Source organism: Mycobacterium alsense, from assembly GCF_002086635.1.
Classification (GTDB): Bacteria; Actinomycetota; Actinomycetes; order Mycobacteriales; family Mycobacteriaceae; genus Mycobacterium; species Mycobacterium alsense.
The window spans coordinates 179,581-197,938 of sequence record NZ_MVHD01000001.1; the positions used below are offsets into that span (position 1 = coordinate 179,581).

Here is an 18,358-nt window from a genome sequence, read left to right on the forward strand (position 1 = left end):
CCGCGGTTCCCGTGGTTTCCGGTGTCAGCCCGTGAGCGCAGCGTAACCGGCCTGGCAAACCGCGCCAGATCGACCGCGGAACCGCACGTCCTCCGCACTGCCGCGTCGCCCGAACGGAGATTATGTTTTCAAGTAAGCAACGAAGTCGGCGCGGCAGGGGGTTCCCCAGCCTCGTGGCCAAAGTTGCGCCACCGATGGCCGTCCTCGATGTCCGGGGGGAACCGTGAGTCAGACCAGCGACGACGCCCCTACGGGCCCCATCCGCGGGCGGACGCCGGCCGCGCCCCCCGCCGGCAACCGGCCCGCGCCCGGCGGTGCGCAGGCGCCCAGCCTGCGGTGGAACGTCGCCGGCGACCTGATCGCGGCCACCCTGCTCGTGGTGGCGCTGCTGTTGCCGTGGAACCTGTATTTCGGTCTCGGGATCCCGCGCAGCAACATGGTCGTGCTGGCGCTGCTGTTCGCGGTGACGTTGCTGTCGCTCGCCTCGATCGCCGTGGCCGGGTCCTGGCGGTCGTCGAGCGCGCGGTTCGATCCTGCGCTGGCCGGGCGGCTGCGCCTGGCGCTCAACGTCCCCTACGGGCTGCTGGTCCTCGGCTTCGTCGTGTTCGACGTCGTGGAGACCGTCCGGTTCGGCGGCACCGTCAACGTGCCCGGCGGCGTCGGGCCGGGGGCGTGGCTGGGCATCGCCGGCGCCCTGTTGAGCGCGCACCCGGTGATCACCGGCCCCGCCGGCGACGACAGCGCCCGGCCCGTCCGGATCATCGGCTACGCGTCGATGGCGGGTGCGGCGCTGAGCTTCGTGTTCAACCTGTACTGGCGGGTGCGCTACGCGCTGCACGGTGCCAACGGTTCCTCCGACTTCGGCAAGCAGAACATCGCCGTCATCGTGACGGCGGTGGTCTACGGGGTGGTGGCGCTGGTCACCGTCCTGGTCGCGTCGCGCTGGCTGTCGCGCGCCACCCGGGCGTCGCGGCTGGCGACCGCGGCCCTCGGCGTGTCCACGTTGGTGGCCGGGGTCCTTGTGTGGATCCTTCCCGTCGGACGCGACATCGACGCGTTCCACGGCATCGCGCAGAATACGTCGACGGCCGGCGTCGGCTTCGAGGGCTACCTCGCGTGGGCGGCGGCCGCGGCGATCTTCGCACCCCGGACGCTGCTGGCCCGCCGCGACTCCTCGGCCACCGAGGAGAACGCCTGGCGCGCGGCGGCCCGAAATGGGTTGCTGCTCATCATCGTTTGGGGCCTGGGGTCGATGCTCATGCGGTTCACCGATCTCGCCGTCGCCGTGAGCCTGAACTACCCGTTCTCGCGCTACGACACCCTGGTGCTGGCCGCGTTCGATCTGGCGACCGCGGTGCTCGCGATCTGGTTGCGCATCAACCTCGGCAACGACGCCGTCTCCGCGCGGCTGATCTCGTCGCTGTGCGGGCTCGTGGCCACGCTGGCCATTTCGCGCGTCGTCGTGGGAGTCGCGCTGGCGCCGCGGTTCGCGGAGTCACCCAACGCGCCTCCGCCGAACCCGGTGTACGGCAACAACCTTGCGCAACAGATCACCAGCACCTTCGACGTCGCGCTGTGCGTGCTGGCCCTGTGCATCCTCGCGGCGGCGGTCGTCACCGGACACCTCAGCGGTCGACGGCGCCGACGCCGGCAGCGCCTCGCCGCGCGCCGGCGCGCCGCATCGGCGGCCGCCCCGACGACGCGCATCCCGACCGGCGCGTCGCCCCAGCCGGCCGGTGCGCCGCGCATCTTCCGCGGTGACGACTCCGCCACGCGGCGGATCCCCCCGCAGAAGCCCCGGATCTTCCGGCCGCCGAGTTAGCGTAAAGCGGCGAAGGCGAATTCGCGCAGACCTTCGCGGGGGTCGACGGATGCCCGGAATCCCAGCGTCGCGGCCGCGCGGGTGGGGTCGGCGACGATGTGACGTACGTCCCCGCTGCGATACTGGCCCGTGATCACCGGGGCGACCGAACCGTCCCGCGCGTCGCACAGCGCGGTGGCCACCTCCAGGATCGAGATCGGGCGCCCGGAACAGACGTTGACCGCGGTGAAACCCTCCAGGTCGGGGCGCTCAGTCGCCGCCGAAACAGCCGCGAGGTTGGCGGCGGCCACGTCGTCGACGTGGACAAAGTCACGCATCTGACCGCCGTCCTCGAAAACCCTTGGCGATTCGCCCTTTTCCAGCGATGAACGGAAGATCGCCGCCACCCCGGAATACGGTGTGTCGCGCGGCATCCCGGGCCCGTAGACGTTGTGGTAACGCAGCGCCATCACCGAGCCACCCGTCGCCTCCGCCCACGCCAGCGCGTAATGCTCCTGCGCGGTCTTGCTGGCCGCGTACAGGCTGCGCGGCCGCAGTGGGGCGTCCTCGTCGACCAACCGCCAGGCCACGGCGAGCCCACATGCCGGACAACGGTTTTCGAATATCCCGGCGTCGAGGTCGGCGCGCCGCCGCGGCGGCGGATCGACAAGCCCGTGTTCGGGGCATGCGTAGTGGCCCTGCCCGTAGACCACCATCGAGGACGCCAGCAGCAGCCGGCGCACCCCGGCGGCGAACATCTCGGCCAGCAGCACGGTGGTCGCGAAGTCGTTGTGGCCGCCGTAGGCGGGCGCGTCGGAGGCGTCGACGCCCGCACCCACCATCGCCGCCTGATGGCAGACGACGTCCACTCCGTCCAGCAGCGGGGCCAGCGCAGCGCCGTCGCGGACGTCGACCCGGCGACATCCCGGCGGCAGCACCGCATCCGGGCCGTGCGCGGCGGGCAGCAACGCGTCGACACCGACCACCTCGTGGCCCGCCGCCCGCAGCGCGGCGTCCACCCGCGACCCGATGAATCCGGCGGCCCCGGTCAGCAGAACCCTCATGGCACCCCTTACGGCAAATTCACCGGCAGCGTGACGCCGGTGTGCGGCCGGCAGTGCGTGCACGTGCGCTCGTCGGTGACCCGCCCGATCGCCGCGCGCACCAGCTCTTTGAACGGCCCCATGTTCCGTTGGAATTGGGCGAACACGTCGACGGCCTTCACACCCTCTCCGGCCGTGACGCCGGCATCCAGGTCGGTCACCAAAGCTATTGCCGCGTAACATATTTCGAGTTCACGCGCCAGCACAGCCTCCGGGTATCCGGTCATGTTGACCAGGCCGAACCCCGCCGCGGCGAACCAGCGGCTCTCCGCCCGGGTGGAAAAGCGCGGCCCCTGGATCACCACCATCGTGCCGCCGTCGACGACGTCGGGCAGGCCAGTGACTCCCTTGATCGAGGCCCGCAGCGTCGGGCAGTACGGATCGGCGAAGTCGACGTGCACGGCGCCGGAGTCGAAGTAGGTGTCGGCGCGGCCGCTGGTGCGGTCCACCAGCTGGTCGGGCACCACGACCGCGCCCGGGCCGTTGGCAGGGTCCAGGCTGCCCGCGGCGCAGGGGCCGAACACCCGCCGCACGCCGAGCTTGCGCAGCGCCCACATGTTGGCCCGGTACGGCACGGTGTGCGCCGAGAACTCGTGCGTCGCGCCGTGACGCGGCAGGAAGGCGACCTCGCGGCCGCCGACGGTGCCCAGGGTGACGGGGGCGCTGGGCCGGCCGTAGGGGGTGTCGACGTCGACGTCGCGGGTGCCGGACTCGAAGAACGTGTAGAAGCCGCTGCCGCCGATGACTCCGAGCATCCGACCATTGTGGTGCATAGGGCAGGATGCCCTGGTGGCCAGTTTCGCGCAGTGGGTCTCCGGCGCCCGGCCCCGGACGCTGCCCAACGCGGTGGCGCCGGTCATCGCGGGCACCGGCGCCGCGGCGTGGCTGCACTCCGCGGTGTGGTGGAAGGCGCTGCTGGCGCTGGCCGTCGCGGTGGCGTTCGTCGTCGGCGTCAACTACGCCAACGACTACTCCGACGGCATCCGCGGCACCGACGACGACCGCGCCGGGCCGGTGCGGCTGGTGGGCTCGCGGTTGGCCAGCCCGCGTTCGGTGTTGGCCGCGGCGGTGACGAGCCTGTCGGTGGGCGCGGTGGCCGGGCTGGCGCTGTCGCTGCTGAGCGCGCCGTGGCTGATCGCGGTCGGCGCGGCCTGCATCGCCGGGGCGTGGCTGTACACGGGCGGGTCAAAACCGTACGGCTACGCCGGTTTTGGCGAGGTCGCGGTGTTCGTGTTCTTCGGCCTGGTCGCGGTGCTGGGCACCCAGTACACCCAGGCGTTGCGGGTGGATTGGGTCGGGCTGGTGTTGGCGGCGGCGGTGGGCGCGCTGTCGTCGTCGGTGCTGGTGGCCAACAACCTTCGGGACATCCCCACCGACACCCGGTCGCGGAAGGTCACCCTGGCCGTGCGGCTCGGTGATGCCCGCACCCGGCTGCTGTACCAGGGGCTGCTGGCCGCGGCCGTGGCGCTGACCCTGGCGCTGATGGCGGCGACGCCGTGGTGCGCGGCGGGATTGGTCGCCGCGCCGCTGGCGCTGCGCGCGGCGGCCCCGGTGCGTTCCGGCCGCGGCGGGCCCGAACTGATCCCGGTGCTGCGCGACACCGGGCTGGCGATGGTGCTGTGGGCGGTCGCGGTGGCGGCCGCGCTGGCGCTCGCGGGCTAGTCGCGCCCGCGATGTCAGCCCGCGTCGCCCCCGTCGGGCGGCGCCTCCCCGCGCAGCCGCGCCTGTAACTGCTCGCGCTCCCGGCGGCGGCGCTCGCCGGCCACCGCCAGCGAGGCGGTCGCGCGCCGGCGCAGCGGCCCGAACAGCCACATGCCCAAGGGCATCGCGATGATCAACGCGAACAACACCGCGACAACGACGGGGAACTGGCCGACCCCGAGCAGCAGCGCGACCCCGTAGATCGTGCCGCTGAGAACGACCACCAGACCCAAGCGCGCCGCCGTGTAGAGCAGGACGTCGATGACGGCACGGCCGCGGGCGCCGTTGTGGTCGGGAGCTTCGGACACACCCCGAGCCTACGGCGCAGGTATATTCGCTCGAAGGAGGTGTTGAGTGCTCTACCTGCTGCTCGTCCTGATCCTGGGGACGCTGATCTACGTTGGCTGGCGCGCGGCGCGGTCACAGACCCACCGGCCGAAGACGCGCGTCATCGGTCCCGACGACGATCCAGAGTTCTTGCGGCGGTTAGGCCACGGGGACAATTCGCTTTAGGTCCCGTTAGCTTCCGTCGGCGAACGCTCGTCGGGTCCGCGTCAGGCCAGGCCGGGATTGCGCTGATCGCCGGGAAACCCGTCGGCCACGGCAGCAGCCAGTTCGGCGAGCGCCTCCCGGGTTCCCCGCCGCAACTGGTCCAGGCTGATCTCGGCGCCCTCCTCCAGGTGCGGGTCGAACGGGATCAGCCGCACGGCGCGGCAGCGGCGCGAGAAGTGATCGATCACCTTGTTCATGTCGACCTTGCCGGGGCGCGGCCGCACGCCGTTGATGACGGCGATGGAGTTGCGGACCAGCGCTTCGTGCCCGTGCGCGTCCAGCCAGTCCAGCGTGGCCGAGGCGCTGCGCGCACCGTCGATGGATCCCGACGCGACGACGAGCAACACGTCGGCCTTCTCCAGCACCGACGACATCGCCGAGTGCAGCAGCCCGGGCCCGCAGTCGGTGAGCACCAGGCCGTAGAACCGCTCCAGGATGTTCAGGACGCGGCCGTAGTCGTCGGCGCCGAACGCCTCGGTCACGGCCGGGTCGGTCTCCGACGCCAGCACCTCCAGGCCGCTCGGACCCTTCGACGTGTAGCGGCGGACGTCGCTGTAGCGCTCGATGGTTCCCGCGTCGTGCAGCAGCTGACGCACGGTCGCCGCGGTCTCCAGCGGGATCTTCTGGCTCAGCGTGCCGCGGTCGGGGTTGGCGTCCACCGCGACCACCCGGTCGCCGCGGATGGCGGCGAAGGTCGACCCGAGCGTCGCGGTGATCGTGGTCTTGCCGACGCCACCCTTCAGCGACAGCAGCGCGATCCGGTAGCAACCCCGCAACGGCCGGTTGACCTGGGCCACCAGGTTGTTGTGGCGCGCGGCCCGGGGGCTCTCGCCCAGGTTGATCAGGCGACCCGACAGCTGGTAGACCAGCTTGCGCCAGCCCTCCGATGGCGGCGGCTTGACCGGGCGCAACAACATGCCGGTCGACAGTTCCGGGTACGGGGTGTGCGGCAGGGACTCGCGGTGGTACGGGGCGGGCGGGGCCTCTGCGGGCGGCGCCTCGGCGGGGCCGTTGTAGTAGGCCCCGAACGCGGTCGGGTCGACGCGGGCGATGCCGGTCGCCGGCGTGGACTCCCACGGCGGCATCCCGGTGGGCACCCCGCCCGGCGCGGTGGGCGCCGCGGCCTTGCGCCGCTCGGGTGCGGGCACCCGGCGCTCGGTGCGGAATCCGGCGAACGCGCGGGTCGGCGCCTCGCCGCCGTCGGCCGTCGGTTCGGCGGGCTGCTGCGGGGCCATCTGTGTGGTCGGCGGTTCGGGCGTCCCCACGCCCGTCGTTGGATGGTCGGACACCTGCATCCCCCTTGTTGCGATTACTTCGGTCGGTTGCTGATCGTCATCCCACACCCGCATACGAATGCAGGCCCACAGTGACCAGGTTAACGAAGAACAGATTGAAGACCATGGCGACGAAACCCACCACGTTGATCCACGCCGCCTTCCTGTCCCGCCATCCCGCGGTCGACCTGGCGTGCAGGTACGCGGCGTAGACCACCCAGGCGACGAACGAAACCGTCTCTTTGGGGTCCCAGCCCCAGTACCGGCCCCAGGCCTCCTCGGCCCAGATGGCGCCGAAGATGACCCCGAAACCGAACACCGGGAACCCGAAGATCGTGGTGCGGTAGGCGATGCGGTCCAGGGTCTGCGCGTCGGGCAACCGCTGCACCATCCGGGCCAAGACCCCGTCGGCCTGGGTTTCCCCCTGGGATTCGCCCAGGCGGGACGTGCGCAGCAGGAACAGGATGCTGGCGATGCCGGCGACCATGAACACGCCGGAACCCAAGCTGACCACCGACACGTGGATGGGCAGCCAGTAGGACTGCAACGCGGGCATCACCGGCGCGGCGTTCGCGTAGAGCCAGCGTCCGGAGACCGTGAGCAGGATCAGCACCGGGACGAGCAGGAATACCCACAGGGCGCGGTGTTGCGGGCGGCGCAACACCACCGCGCCGGCGAGCAGGCCGCAACAGCAGGTCAGGTTGATGAATTCGTACATGTTGCCCCAGGGCACCCGCAGGGTGGCCAGGCCGCGCAACAGGATGCAGGCCAGCAGCAGGCCGATGCCGAGGTAGACCACGGCCAGCCCGGCGCGCCCGACGCGTTCGTCGACCGGCCGCCGGTCGCCGTCCGCCACGATGCCCGGGACGGCGCTGTCGACGGCGACCGAGCCGGCCAACACCGCCGCGCGGTGGTCGGCGCGGCGGGCGCCCGCCCGGTCGGCTCGGTAGGCCAGCTCGAAGGCCAGCAGCAGCAGCGCGACGACCAGGGCGACCACCGCCGAGGTGAAGGCCCAGTCCGAGTAGCGGGCCAGCCCGATGTTGATGTGTGTGGTGTTCATGTGACGTCCTGTGGGCTCGTGGCCGGTTGGGGGGCCGGCTCCGGGGCCGGCTCGCCGAGCCCGTCGAGTAACCGCTCGGTCAACCGCTCGAACTCGTCGCCCCACCCGGAGTTGTCGGTGCGCGCCAGCCCGCCCACCTCGACGTTCACCGTACCGGTCGCCTCGCCGCCCGCCGCGGTGAGCCTGACCCACACCCGGCGGCGGCGCACCAGCAACGACACCAGCAGTCCGGCCATCATCGTGACGGCGAAGACCAGCACCCAACGCTGGCCCGGGTCGTGGGAGACCTGCAGGTTGACGAACGGCACCGCCCCGTCGAAGCGGACGACGGTGCCGTCCTGGTCGAGCCGCACCTCCTGGCCGGCGCGCAGGTTGACCCGCTTCACCTTGGTCAGCCGGCCCTGCTCGACGAGCCGCGGGTCCAGCGTGAACAGCGACTGCGGCCGCCCGGTGTCCAGGCCGGTGTCGCCGCGGTAGATGTCGACGGCCACCGCGGGGGCGTTGAGCGCCGGGAACCGCGACGACAGCAGGGTGCCGTCGAGTTGCTCGGTGGGCGCCAGCAGGCCCTGGATCGCGATTTCGTGTTGGCGGCGGTCGGCCGCGGCGGGGTAGCTGCCGGCGGGCGGGTCGATGCGCGCCACGCCCGACGAGAGCAGGGTCTGCGGGTTGTCCGGTCGCCACTGCACGGTCGACGTGCGCGTCCGCCCGTCGGGGAACGTCACGGTGAAGGTGGGCGCGTAGCCGTGGCCCTGCAGGTACACCCGGTCACCGCCGACCCGCAGCGGGTGGTTGACCTCCAGCCGGTAGGGCCGCCAACTGTTCGCGGTCATGTCGCGCGCGGCCGGGTGGTCCTGGTAGTCGATGTCGGCCGCGAACGACGTGGCCTGGCCCGACGGCAGGTAGTGGGCCGCAAAGTCGTTGACGCGTATGCAGATTGGGTGCAGCGACGTGCCGTCGACGGTGTTGCCGGCGCGGAACGAGTCGAACGCGGCCGGCGACGCCGAGCAGAAGCCGGGACCGCCGTCGGCGATGACGATGACGTTGCCCTCGTAGCCGAACAGCTTGCCGACGGCCACCGCCACCAGCAGGCCCAGCAGCGAGAAGTGGAAGGCGATGTTGCCGAACTCGCGCAGGTAGCCCTTCTCGGCGGACACCTCGACGGTCTCGGTGTCGTGGTGACGGATCGCCGTGCGCCAGCCGCGCAGCCGGCCGGTGACCCTGTTGGCCAGGGCGTTGAGCCGCTCGGGGCCGGCCTGGAGCGTGGCGCCGGCGTGCTTGGGCAGCCGGGCCAGGTTGCGCGGCGCCGCGACCGGGGTGGCGCGCAGGCTGCGCGCGTGCTCGATCATCCGCGGGGTCAGGCAGCCGACCAGCGAGACGAACAGCAGCACGTAGATCGCGGTGAACCAGAAGCTGGAGAACACGTCGAAGGCCTGCACCCGTTCCAGCCAGGGCCCGATCATGCGATGCGTTCTGAGGTAGTCGTCGACCTTGCCGGCGTTGAGGCTGCGCTGCGGCAGCAGCGCGCCGGGGATCGCGCCCAGGGCGAGCAGGAACAGCAGCACCAGCGCGGTGCCCATGGACGTCAGCGCGCGCCAGGCGTTGCGCCCCCACGCGAGCGGCGCCACTCGCGCGCTCAAATCGGCAGCCTCACGTCGGAGACGAACGCGTCGCGCAGCCAGGAGACGAAGTCGTTCCACACCCCGGTGACCAGCAGCGCGCCGACCGCGATCAGCAGCGCCCCGCCGAAGACCTGGATGGCGCGGGTGTGCCGCCGCAGCCAGCCCAGCGCCCCCACCGCGCCCGCCGAGCCGAACGCCAGCAACACGAACGGGATCCCCAGCCCCAGGCAGTAGGCGATCACCAGCGCGACCCCGCGCGCGACGTTCGCGCCGTCGGTGGCCGAGGCGACCGTGATCACCCCCGTCAGCGTGGGCCCGAGGCACGGCGTCCACCCGAGCGCGAACACCGCGCCGAGCATCGGCGCCCCCGCGACCGTGGTCAACTGCCGCGGGCTGAACCGGGCCTGGCGCTGCAGCGCCGGGATCAGGCCCACGAACACCAGCCCCATGACGATGGTCAGCACGCCCCCGGCCCGCTGCAGCACCAGCTGGTTGGTGATCAGCGTGGTGGTCATGCCCAGGACGGCGACGGTGCCGAGCACGAACACCGTGGTGAACCCGGCCACGAACAGCGCCGCCGAGCCGGCGACCCGCCACCGGGCGGCCGGCGGGGCCTCGATCGCGCCCGGCGGTTCCGCCTCGCTTTCAGTCACACCCACCACCGCCGCCAGATACGACAGGTAGCCGGGCACCAGCGGCACCACGCACGGCGAGGCGAACGAGACCAGCCCGGCCAGCAGGCACACGCCCAGCGCCACCAGCAGCGGCCCGGCGGCGGCGATCTGCGCGAAGCCGGTCACTCTCGGGCCACCCTTTGCACCACGGGCTGCAGGTCCTGGGCCAGCAGCTCGCGCAGGAACACCGCGGCCACCCGGTGCTGGCGGTCCAGCACCAGCGTGGACGGGATCACGGTGGTGGGGTACCTGCCGCCGAACGCGATCAGGGTGCGCATCGCCGGATCGTAGATCGACGGGTAGCTCACGTGGTGGTCGTCGACGAAGTCCAGGGCGGCCTGACGGTTGTTGTCGCGGACGTCGATGCCCAAAAACGCCACCCCGGCGCCCCGGGTGGCGTCGTACACCTGCTGCAGCTGGGCGACCTCGGCCCGGCACGGCCCGCACCACTGCCCCCAGATGTTGACGACGACGACCTGGTTCGCGAAGTCGTCGAGGGATCGCGTGTGCGCCGGGTCGGCGAGGTCGGGGCCGGACAGCGGGCCCGGGCGCCCGCGGCTTGCGGGCGGATCGTAGTAGATGTCGGTCTTGCCGCCGGGCGAGACGAATTCGAACGTGCCGCCCTGCGCGACGGCATCGCGCCCGGAGCAGCCGGCCAGCAGCATGACCAGCAACATGGGCACTGCCGCCCCGGCCACCACCAGCCGTCGCACGCCTAACCGCCCGCCGGTTGCCGATACTCGACGTCGACCAGCCGGTCGCCGTCGTAGACGAAGGTGGTGACCGAGCCGAGCCCGCATTCCCGCCGGCGCGGGTCGTGCCACAGCCGCCTGCCGGTCAGGTGCAGCCGCAGCGTCCACACCGGCAGCTGGTGGCTGACGCACACCACCTCGTGGCCGGTCCCGCGGGCACGCGCCTTGTCCACCGCGGTCGCCATCCGTGCCGCGACCTCGGCGTAGGGCTCGCCCCACGACGGGGTGAACGGGTTCCGCAGCCGCCACCAGAACCGCGGATCGCGCCACGCGCCGTCGCCGGGGCCGACGCGGCGGCCCTCGAAGAAGTTGGCCGATTCGATCAGGTCGGGGTCGGTGTCGACGGGCAGGCCATGCTTGGCGGCGACGGGCGCGGCGGTCTCCTGGGCCCGCTGCAGCGGGGAGGCGATGACCGCGACGATGTCCCGGTCGGCCAGCGCCGCGGCGACCGCATCAGCCTGCGCCCTGCCGTTGTCGGACAGGTGAAATCCGGGCAGCCGCCCGTAGAGGACGCCGCTGGGGTTGTGCACCTCCCCGTGGCGCACCACGTGGACCCGGGTTGTCTCGGCCATCAGGGCCCGTCCTCCCGGGTGGCCTCGGCGGCCCGGCGGGCCGCGAACGGCAGCGCCGCGGCGATCCGCTCGAACGCGGCGTCGTCCAGCGCCGTCGAGACGAACCACGCCTCGAAGGCGCTGCACGGCGGGTAGACGCCTGCCTCCAGCAGGCCGTGAAAGAACGGCGGGTAGCGCCACGTCTGGCTCGCCCGCGCGGACGCGAAGTCGGTGACCGGTGCCTCGCCGAAGAACACGCTGAGCATGTTGCCGGCACGCGAAACCTGATGTGGCACACCCTCTTTGGTCAGGACCCCGGACAGCAACGCGGCCAGGCGGTCGGCGTTGGCGTCCAGCGCGGCGTAGGCCGCGTCGTCGGCGGCGCGCAGCGTGGCCAGCCCGGCGGCCACCGCCACGGGGTTACCCGACAGCGTCCCGGCCTGATACACCGGGCCCAGCGGCGCCAGCCGCTCCATCACGTCGGCCCGGCCGCCGAACGCGGCGGCCGGCAGCCCGCCGCTCATCACCTTGCCGAAGGTGAACAGGTCGGCGGCGACGGGATCGATTCCGTACCAACCGCTTCGGCTGACGCGGAACCCGGTCATCACCTCGTCGACGATGAGCAGCGCGCCGTGCTCGGCGGTGGCCGCGCGCAGCGCCGCGTTGTAACCCGGGGCCGGGGGGACGACCCCCATGTTGCCCGGGCTGGCCTCGGTGATCACGGCGGCGATCTCCTCGCCGAGGCGGGCGAAGGTCTGCCGCACGGCGTCGATGTCGTTGTAGGGCAACACGATTGTGTCAGCGGCCGCCGCGCCGGTCACCCCCGGGGAGGACGGCAAGCCCAGCGTCGCCACCCCGGAGCCCGCGTCGGCGAGCAGCGCGTCAACGTGGCCGTGGTAGCACCCGGCGAACTTGACGACCTTGGCCCTGCCGGTGAATCCCCGGGCCAACCGCACCGCGCTCATGGTGGCCTCGGTGCCGGAGTTCACCAGCCGGATCCGCTCGACCGGCGCCACCCGCCCGATGATCTCGCCGGCCAGCTCGCTCTCCGCCGGCGTCGGCGCCCCGAAGGACAGGCCCGACGCGGCGGCCCCGGCGACGGCGTCGACCACGGCCGGGTGGGCGTGCCCCAGGATCATCGGCCCCCAGGAACAGACCAGGTCGACGTAGCGGTTGCCGTCGGCGTCGGTGAGCCAGCACCCGCGGGCCCCGGTGATGAAGCGCGGGGTGCCGCCGACCGCCGTGAACGCCCGCACCGGGGAGTTCACCCCGCCCGGAATGACGGCGCACGCGTCCTCGAACAGCTTCGCCGACGCGGTCACCGCCGCCGGGGCGCGCGCGGCCTGGTCACTACCCATGCCGACCAGTGTTCCAGCCGCCGCCGACCGTTCAACTACAGGGTGTAGCAGTCAGGCGCCCTGCCGGTCGGCTTCCTGGGCGGCCTGCAGGTTGTGCCGCGCGGCTTCGCGTTCCCGTTCGGCCGCAAGCCGGTGGGCGGCGACGTCGCCGAGGCCCTCGAGGACCGCCCGTTCGTGCACCTCGGCGGCGCGTTCGTGCGCGGCGCCGGCCTGGTAATGGCGACGGGCCGCGCGGTCATGGGCCGCCCGGTCGCGTTCGCGGCCGCGCTCGGCGTGCCGCGCGGCCCGCTGGACATCCTCGGCCGTGACGGCCTTGCGGGCGGCGAGCTCTTCGCCCCTGAGCAGCAATTGCTCGGCGCGTTGGCCGGCCTCGTCACCCGGTGAATCGGCCATGGAGTCACACTACGCTCGCGGGGTCGCGCCGCATGCCTTGATGGCGATCGGCCCCGCGAGTTGGATGGGCAGCATGCAACTTCCTCAACGACTCGCGCGCTTCAACCGGCACGTCACCAATCCCGTCCAGCGGTTGTGGGCCGGTTGGCTCCCACCGTTCGGGATCGTCGAGCACGTCGGGCGCCGCTCGGGCAAGCGGTACCGCACCCCGGTGAACGTGTTCAACGCCACCGTCGACGGCAAGCCGGGCGTGGCGATCGTGCTGACCTACGGGCCCGACCGCGACTGGCTGAAGAATCTCACCGCCGCGGGGGGCGGGCGGATGCGCCGCAACGGCAAGAGCTTCGACGTTTCCGATCCGCGGGTGGTCACCCGCGACGAGGCGGCGGCTCAGGTCAGCAACGCGGCGCGGCCGGTCTTTTCCCGGCTGCCGTTCGAACACGCCGTGGTGCTCACCAAGTCGGGCTGACTGGACCGGGGCCGAGCGGGTATACGGCCTCAGTGACCGGCACCGCCACCGGGCCGGTCGAAAAGTTGGGTGCCGCAGCGCAATCCGCCGGCCGGGACCCCTGGCCCGCGCGGGAGCGCAGGTTGCCCGAACGCACCCAGCAGAAAGGAGAGCCAGCATGCCCGAACCGGAGGACCACAGGAGCGATCCCCGCCATCACACGCTCAAATTGAAGGCGATGCTCGAGGAGGCGTGCCGACACGCGCGTGAGGACATCGCCAAGATCGAAGACCCCAAGGGGCAGGCCCTTTTCGAGGTGACCGCCGAGGTGTTGGGCGGGTTGCTGAACGCCTACAACGACTACGAGCTGCGCGCGCCGGCCTGGCACTAAGCCGCGCGCCCGGCGCGGCTTCGGCCGCGGACCCGCCCGAAAAAGTACAGCCCGATCACCACCGCCCAGGACAGCAGGCTGAGCCACAGCTGGCTGCGCGCCGACCGGTCGAACGCCATCTGCACCAATACGGCGGTGATTCCCGCGAGCGTCAGCACCGACAGGACGGGGTGGAACCACATCTTGATCCGCAGCTCTTCGTCGGGTGTGCGGCGACGCAGGATGATCTGTGACAGCGCGATCAGCCAATAGACGAACAGGATGACCGCGCCCGAGGAGTTGAGCAGGAAGAGAAACACGGTATTCGGCGCGACCCACGCCATGACGACGCACCCGAAGCCGATCGCCGACGAGCACAAGATGGCAAGGTGCGGGACCCCGCGCCCGCTGAGCCGGACCAACCGTTCCGGTGCCTCGCGCCGGTCGGCGAGCACGAACAGCATCCGCGACGCCGTGTAGAGCCCTGAGTTCAGGCAGGACAGCACGGCGGTGAGCACAACGGCGTTCATGACCTGATCCGCGCCGCGCAGACCCATGTGCTTGAGCGCGGCGACGTAGGGCGAGGCGCCCGTCTCCAGGGAATTCCACGGCAGGATCAGCACGAGCAAAAACACCGAACCGACGAAGAAGATCCCGATGCGCGCCACCACCGACCGCGTCGCCCGTTGGACCGCGAACTCGGGATCGCGGCTTTCGGCGGCCGCGACGGTGACGATCTCGGCCCCGACCATGGAGAAGATCACGACGACGATGGCCGCGAAGACCGCGCCGACCCCCTTCGGAAAGGGCCCGCCGTGCGAGGTGAGGTTGCTGAAGTCCGTGTGATGGCCCGGCAACAAGCCCAGCACGTAAAGCGAGCCGATGGCGAGGAACACCACGATGGTGGCGACTTTGATTCCGGCGAACCAGAATTCGAATTCGCCGAACGATGTCACCGAGAACAGGTTCGTCGCGGTCATCAACAGCATCAGGCACAGCGACAGCAGCCACAGCGGCGCGTGGAACCAGTAGCCGAGGACCTTTGCTCCGGCGACCGCTTCGAACCCGACCACGATCACCCAGAAGTACCAATAGAGCCAGGCGACCGAAAATCCCGCCCAGCCGCCGAGGGCGCGGCCCGCGTAGTCGGCGAACGACCCCGTCGAGGGATTGGCGGCGGCCATCTCGCCGAGCATCCGCATCACCAGGACGATCAGCAGTCCACACAGCGCGTACGTCAGGAACGCGGCGGGGCCGGTGTCCTTGATCACCACGCCGGAGCCGACGAACAGACCGGCGCCGATCACCCCGCCGAGGGCGATCATGCTGAGCTGCCGCTGCGACAGCCCTTGCCGCAGTTGCGAAGCGCTGGCCATGGCTAACCACAGCACATCGGAAAGCGCCGCGCCACGGTGGGCGCTTTTGCGCCGAGGCTGCGCACAGCAGGCCCGGTGGGGGTTAGGGAGTGCATCGCGGCCCGGGCGGGTAAAGGTCACCGCTTCGCGGCCGCGCGATCACGCCAGATCACGCAATGCTTCCAATTCGGCGTGGCTCGGCCGATATCGACCGATCGGCCCGGCATTATTGCGATCATGCCTGATCTCACCCGCCGGGCGGTGCTGCGGATGGGCGCCGGTGCCAGCCTGGGAGCCGCTGGCATGTTCGCGTTCAGCGCCCTGTTGGATCCGGTCAGGACGCAAGCCGCGCCGGCGCCGCTGGGCCCCGCCCCGTTCGAGCCGCCGACCGCCGGCACCCTGCCGACCAAGCTCACCGGCTCGTTCGTGTCGGCCGCCCGCGGGGGCATCAAGACCAACTATGTGATCGCCGTGCCGCCCGGCCAGACCGGGGCGCTGCGGCCGGTGATCGCGCTGCACGGCGTGGACGGCGACGCCAACCAGATGCTGGACATGGGAGTCCCGGAGGGCCTGGCCCGGCTGGTCAAGGAGGGCAAGCCGCCGTTCGCGGTGGTGGGTGTCGACGGCGGCAACACCTATTGGCACAAAAGGGCTTCCGGGGTGGACTCCGGCGCGATGGTCCTCGACGAACTGCTGCCGATGCTGTCCACGATGGGTTTCGACACCTCGCGGGTGGGTTTTTTGGGCTGGTCGATGGGCGGGTACGGGGCGCTGCGCCTGGGCGCCAAGCTGGGCCCGTCGCGCACCGCCGGGATCTGCGCGGTCAGCCCCGCGCTGTACACCTCGTTCGCGGGCAGCGCGCCGGGAGCGTTCGACAACTACGACGACTGGGTGCAGAACAACGTGATGGGGCTGCCCGCCCTCAACACGATTCCGCTGCGCGTGGACTGCGGCACCTTCGACCGTTTCTATTTCGCCACAAAGCAATTCGTCGGCCAGCTGAAGACCAAGCCGGCCGGCAGCTTCTCCCTGGGCGGACACGACGTCGGTTACTGGCGCACGCAACTGCCCGGCGAGCTGACCTGGATGGCGACCTAGCCCACGCCGATGACAGTCCAGGAAGCGGTCGCCAGCAGCCCACGCCGGGTGCAGCGGCGGCCTTCCCGTAAGGGATTCCGCCCGGACATCGAGGGTTTGCGCGCGATCGCGGTGATCGCGGTCGTGGCGTATCACGCGGGCCTCCCGGGTGTCGCGGGTGGCTACATCGGCGTGGACGTCTTCTTCGTCATCTCCGGCTTCCTCATCACCGGCCTGCTCTGGCGCGAGGTCACCGGCACCAATACCGTTGCGCTGGGCCGCTTTTACGGCGTGCGGGCCCGGCGCCTGCTGCCGGCCGCGGCCGTCGTCGGCGCCGCCACCGCCGCAGCCGCGACCATCGCGCTGCCGCCGTTGCAGGCGCGCGCCGTCCTGCTGGACGGCGTCGCCAGCGCCCTGTACGTGGGCAACTACCGGTTCGCCGGGCAGGGCACCGACTACCTGGCCCCCGGCGCGCCGTCGCCGTTCCAGCACTACTGGTCGCTGGGTGTCGAGGAACAGTTCTACCTGGTGTGGCCGGTGCTGATCATCGGCACGGCCTGGCTGGCCCGCCGCCGCAGCGACGGCGCCGCCGCGCGAGCCCTCCCGTACGGGGTGGCGCTGGCGCTGGTCGGGGCGGCGTCACTGGCGGCGGGCCTGGCGTGGACCCGCACGTCGCCCTCGTGGGCGTTCTTCTCCCTGCCCACCCGCGCCTGGGAGCTGGCCGCCGGCGGGCTGGTGGCCCTGTCGATCGGCCACTGGCGGCGGCTGCCCCTGCTGCCCGCCGCGATCGTCGGATGGGGTGGTTTGGCTCTCATCGCGCTCACCTGCACGCAACTGGGCCCCCGCACGCCCTACCCCGGCACCGCGGCGCTGCTGCCCGTGCTGGGCACCGCGCTGGTGATCGGCGCCGGCTGCGCCGCAGGCGGCCTGGGCGCTGGCCGCCTGCTGTGCCGGCCCGCGATGCGGGCGATCGGCCGGGTGTCCTACTCGTGGTACCTGTGGCACTGGCCCGTGCTGCTGCTGTTGCCGCGGCTGCTGGGCGAGCCCGACGGGTTGCCGGCCCGGCTGAGCGCCGTGGCCGTCTCGGCCGGGCTGGCCGTGATCACCTTGCACCTGGTCGAAAACCCCGGCCGGTTCGCCGCCGCGCTGCGCCGATCCGCGCGGGCGAGCCTGGCCGTGGCCGGCGCCGCCAGCGCGGCGGCGGCCTTCGCGTGCGCGCTGCTGCTGACGCTGACGCCGGTGCCGACCGGTCACGGCGCGGCGGCCCCGAAGGCCAACATCGTCGCGCTGCCCCCCGCTCCTGACCGCGCGGTCGGCCCGGTCGAGCGGGCCTTCGCGCAGGTGCGCGACGCGGTGGCGGCGTCGGCGGGCCTGCGGGCCGTCCCGGCCAACCTGGACCCGCCGCTCGCGCGGGCCCCGGCCGACAAGGCGGCCGTCTTCGTCAACGGGTGCGTGCGCTCGTGGCGCGACGTCGGCCAGAGCGAGTGCGCGACTGGCGACACCGCCTCGCCGACGACGGTGGCGCTGGTCGGCGACTCGCACGCCGCCATGTGGCAGCCGGCATTCCAGCGGGCCGCCGAGCAGCGGCACTGGCGGCTGGAGACGCTGGCCAAGGTGACCTGCCCGCTGCAGGACCTGCGGATCACCAGCCCGTATCTGGGCCGCGAGTACACCGAGTGCGAACAGTGGCGCGCGCAGATCGTGGACCGGCTGCGGGCCGAGCACCCCCGCCTGGTGGTGATCGACATGAGCCGCCGCTACGGCGCGGATTTCGGTTTCGTGTCCTATGACCCGGCCTGGATCGACACGCTGGGCCGCACCGTGGCGCTGCTGCGGCAGGCCGGCGCGACGGTTCTGGTGCTGGGGCCGGCGCCGGATCCGCAGGCTTCCGCCCCCGTCTGCCTGTCGGCACATCTCGACGACGCCGCCGCGTGCGCGCCGGCGCGGTCGGCCGCGGTGAACGACGGGGGCATCGGCGCCGAGCGGGCGGCGACCAACGCCGCGGGTGGCCAGTACGCCGACCTGACCGACCTGTTCTGCACCCCCGACCGCTGCCCGATGATCGTCGGGGACACCCTGGTCTTCCGCGACGACAACCACGTGACAACCGAGTACGCGCAGCTGCTGGCGCCGGTGTTCGGCGCGCTGGCGGACCGCGCCCTGACACCCCGGTGAACTCGATGCCGCCCGCGAACGTCTTACCAGTGAAAGGTATTTGGAGGTTTTCGAGATGAGTGCGCTACTGCTGGCCTGCATTGCGGCCGCCACCC

Annotated in this window: 19 protein-coding genes; 7 read left to right on the forward strand and 12 right to left on the reverse strand. The window is 71.8% G+C overall.

The window, feature by feature from the left end; translation table 11 throughout:
* Positions 1-331: 331 nt before the first annotated feature.
* Positions 332-1,822, forward strand: a complete 1,491-nt coding sequence (locus BST11_RS00855) for a DUF7937 domain-containing protein (RefSeq protein WP_244897433.1) — start codon at positions 332-334, stop codon at positions 1,820-1,822.
* On the opposite strand, the gene BST11_RS00860 is transcribed toward BST11_RS00855, so the two are convergent.
* Together BST11_RS00860 and BST11_RS00865 are read right to left on the reverse strand one after the other, a co-directional pair.
* The gene (locus BST11_RS00860) at positions 1,819-2,865 is read right to left on the reverse strand and encodes an NAD-dependent epimerase/dehydratase family protein (RefSeq protein WP_083136135.1); all 1,047 of its coding nucleotides are present in this window, start codon (positions 2,863-2,865) and stop codon (positions 1,819-1,821) included. The genes BST11_RS00855 and BST11_RS00860 overlap by 4 nt on opposite strands.
* Before the next feature lie 8 nt (positions 2,866-2,873).
* Positions 2,874-3,677, reverse strand: coding sequence for an S-methyl-5'-thioadenosine phosphorylase (locus BST11_RS00865; protein ID WP_083136136.1), 804 nt, complete (start codon positions 3,675-3,677; stop codon positions 2,874-2,876).
* A gap of 16 nt (positions 3,678-3,693) precedes the next feature.
* On the opposite strand from BST11_RS00865, the gene BST11_RS00870 reads away from it, so the two are divergent.
* Positions 3,694-4,566, forward strand: coding sequence for a 1,4-dihydroxy-2-naphthoate polyprenyltransferase (locus tag BST11_RS00870; RefSeq protein WP_083136137.1), 873 nt, complete (start codon positions 3,694-3,696; stop codon positions 4,564-4,566).
* Positions 4,567-4,580: 14 nt separating this feature from the next.
* On the opposite strand, the gene BST11_RS00875 is transcribed toward BST11_RS00870, so the two are convergent.
* Entirely contained in the window at positions 4,581-4,913 is a 333-nt protein-coding gene (locus tag BST11_RS00875; protein ID WP_083136138.1) for a DUF4229 domain-containing protein, read from the reverse strand.
* Positions 4,914-4,959: 46 nt separating this feature from the next.
* On the opposite strand from BST11_RS00875, the gene BST11_RS26965 reads away from it, so the two are divergent.
* Positions 4,960-5,118 (forward strand): hypothetical protein, encoded by a 159-nt coding sequence (locus BST11_RS26965; protein ID WP_120313655.1) that lies wholly within the window; start codon positions 4,960-4,962, stop codon positions 5,116-5,118.
* A 41-nt stretch (positions 5,119-5,159) separates the two neighbouring features.
* On the opposite strand, the gene BST11_RS00880 is transcribed toward BST11_RS26965, so the two are convergent.
* Genes BST11_RS00880 through BST11_RS00915 form a run of 8 tightly spaced genes read right to left on the reverse strand, consistent with a single transcriptional unit; the run spans position 5,160 to position 12,838 of the window.
* Positions 5,160-6,446 (reverse strand): MinD/ParA family ATP-binding protein, encoded by a 1,287-nt coding sequence (locus BST11_RS00880; protein WP_372509618.1) that lies wholly within the window; start codon positions 6,444-6,446, stop codon positions 5,160-5,162.
* A gap of 43 nt (positions 6,447-6,489) precedes the next feature.
* Positions 6,490-7,491: a c-type cytochrome biogenesis protein CcsB gene (gene ccsB, locus BST11_RS00885; protein ID WP_083136140.1), complete on the reverse strand. Its 1,002-nt coding sequence runs from the start codon at positions 7,489-7,491 to the stop codon at positions 6,490-6,492.
* Positions 7,488-9,068: a cytochrome c biogenesis protein ResB gene (locus tag BST11_RS00890; RefSeq protein WP_083136227.1), complete on the reverse strand. Its 1,581-nt coding sequence runs from the start codon at positions 9,066-9,068 to the stop codon at positions 7,488-7,490. The genes ccsB and BST11_RS00890 overlap by 4 nt, the downstream gene beginning before the upstream one ends.
* 56 nt (positions 9,069-9,124) lie before the next feature.
* Positions 9,125-9,910, reverse strand: coding sequence for a cytochrome c biogenesis CcdA family protein (locus BST11_RS00895; RefSeq protein WP_083136141.1), 786 nt, complete (start codon positions 9,908-9,910; stop codon positions 9,125-9,127).
* The gene (locus BST11_RS00900; RefSeq protein ID WP_158086759.1) at positions 9,907-10,461 is read right to left on the reverse strand and encodes a TlpA disulfide reductase family protein; all 555 of its coding nucleotides are present in this window, start codon (positions 10,459-10,461) and stop codon (positions 9,907-9,909) included. Before BST11_RS00900 ends, BST11_RS00895 begins: the two co-directional genes overlap by 4 nt.
* 38 nt (positions 10,462-10,499) lie before the next feature.
* Positions 10,500-11,108 (reverse strand): histidine phosphatase family protein, encoded by a 609-nt coding sequence (locus BST11_RS00905; protein ID WP_083136143.1) that lies wholly within the window; start codon positions 11,106-11,108, stop codon positions 10,500-10,502.
* The gene (gene hemL, locus BST11_RS00910) at positions 11,108-12,445 is read right to left on the reverse strand and encodes a glutamate-1-semialdehyde 2,1-aminomutase (RefSeq protein WP_083136144.1); all 1,338 of its coding nucleotides are present in this window, start codon (positions 12,443-12,445) and stop codon (positions 11,108-11,110) included. The genes BST11_RS00905 and hemL overlap by 1 nt, the downstream gene beginning before the upstream one ends.
* 51 nt (positions 12,446-12,496) lie before the next feature.
* Positions 12,497-12,838 carry a hypothetical protein gene (locus BST11_RS00915; protein WP_083136145.1) on the reverse strand — a complete coding sequence of 114 codons (342 nt, stop codon included), beginning with the start codon at positions 12,836-12,838 and terminating at the stop codon, positions 12,497-12,499.
* Between the two features lie 73 nt (positions 12,839-12,911).
* On the opposite strand from BST11_RS00915, the gene BST11_RS00920 reads away from it, so the two are divergent.
* Together BST11_RS00920 and BST11_RS00925 are read left to right on the forward strand one after the other, a co-directional pair.
* Positions 12,912-13,307 (forward strand): nitroreductase family deazaflavin-dependent oxidoreductase, encoded by a 396-nt coding sequence (locus tag BST11_RS00920; protein ID WP_083136228.1) that lies wholly within the window; start codon positions 12,912-12,914, stop codon positions 13,305-13,307.
* 157 nt (positions 13,308-13,464) lie between these two features.
* Entirely contained in the window at positions 13,465-13,677 is a 213-nt protein-coding gene (locus BST11_RS00925) for a hypothetical protein (RefSeq protein WP_083136146.1), read from the forward strand.
* Here BST11_RS00925 and BST11_RS00930 read toward each other — a convergent pair.
* Entirely contained in the window at positions 13,674-15,032 is a 1,359-nt protein-coding gene (locus BST11_RS00930) for an amino acid permease (RefSeq protein WP_083136147.1), read from the reverse strand. The two genes, BST11_RS00925 and BST11_RS00930, sit on opposite strands and share 4 nt — an antisense overlap.
* A 216-nt stretch (positions 15,033-15,248) precedes the next feature.
* Here BST11_RS00930 and BST11_RS00935 point away from each other — a divergent pair, with 216 nt between their 5' ends.
* Entirely contained in the window at positions 15,249-16,109 is an 861-nt protein-coding gene (locus tag BST11_RS00935; RefSeq protein WP_142276142.1) for an alpha/beta hydrolase, read from the forward strand.
* 48 nt (positions 16,110-16,157) lie between these two features.
* Positions 16,158-18,263 (forward strand): acyltransferase family protein, encoded by a 2,106-nt coding sequence (locus tag BST11_RS00940; RefSeq protein ID WP_244897436.1) that lies wholly within the window; start codon positions 16,158-16,160, stop codon positions 18,261-18,263.
* Positions 18,264-18,358 lie beyond the last annotated feature (95 nt).

Coding starts and splice junctions, on each gene's coding strand:
- BST11_RS00860 (WP_083136135.1), bottom strand. CDS start 2,865: ATGAGGGTTCTGCTGACCGGGGCCGCCGGATTCATCGGGTCGCGGGTG.
- BST11_RS00865 (WP_083136136.1), bottom strand. CDS start 3,677: ATGCACCACAATGGTCGGATGCTCGGAGTCATCGGCGGCAGCGGCTTC.
- ccsB (WP_083136140.1), bottom strand. CDS start 7,491: ATGAACACCACACACATCAACATCGGGCTGGCCCGCTACTCGGACTGG.
- BST11_RS00890 (WP_083136227.1), bottom strand. CDS start 9,068: ATGGGCACCGCGCTGGTGCTGCTGTTCCTGCTCGCCCTGGGCGCGATC.
- BST11_RS00900 (WP_158086759.1), bottom strand. CDS start 10,461: ATGTTGCTGGTCATGCTGCTGGCCGGCTGCTCCGGGCGCGATGCCGTC.
- BST11_RS00905 (WP_083136143.1), bottom strand. CDS start 11,108: ATGGCCGAGACAACCCGGGTCCACGTGGTGCGCCACGGGGAGGTGCAC.
- hemL (WP_083136144.1), bottom strand. CDS start 12,445: ATGGGTAGTGACCAGGCCGCGCGCGCCCCGGCGGCGGTGACCGCGTCG.
- BST11_RS00915 (WP_083136145.1), bottom strand. CDS start 12,838: ATGGCCGATTCACCGGGTGACGAGGCCGGCCAACGCGCCGAGCAATTG.
- BST11_RS00920 (WP_083136228.1), top strand. CDS start 12,912: ATGCAACTTCCTCAACGACTCGCGCGCTTCAACCGGCACGTCACCAAT.
- BST11_RS00925 (WP_083136146.1), top strand. CDS start 13,465: ATGCCCGAACCGGAGGACCACAGGAGCGATCCCCGCCATCACACGCTC.
- BST11_RS00930 (WP_083136147.1), bottom strand. CDS start 15,032: ATGGCCAGCGCTTCGCAACTGCGGCAAGGGCTGTCGCAGCGGCAGCTC.
- BST11_RS00935 (WP_142276142.1), top strand. CDS start 15,249: ATGCCTGATCTCACCCGCCGGGCGGTGCTGCGGATGGGCGCCGGTGCC.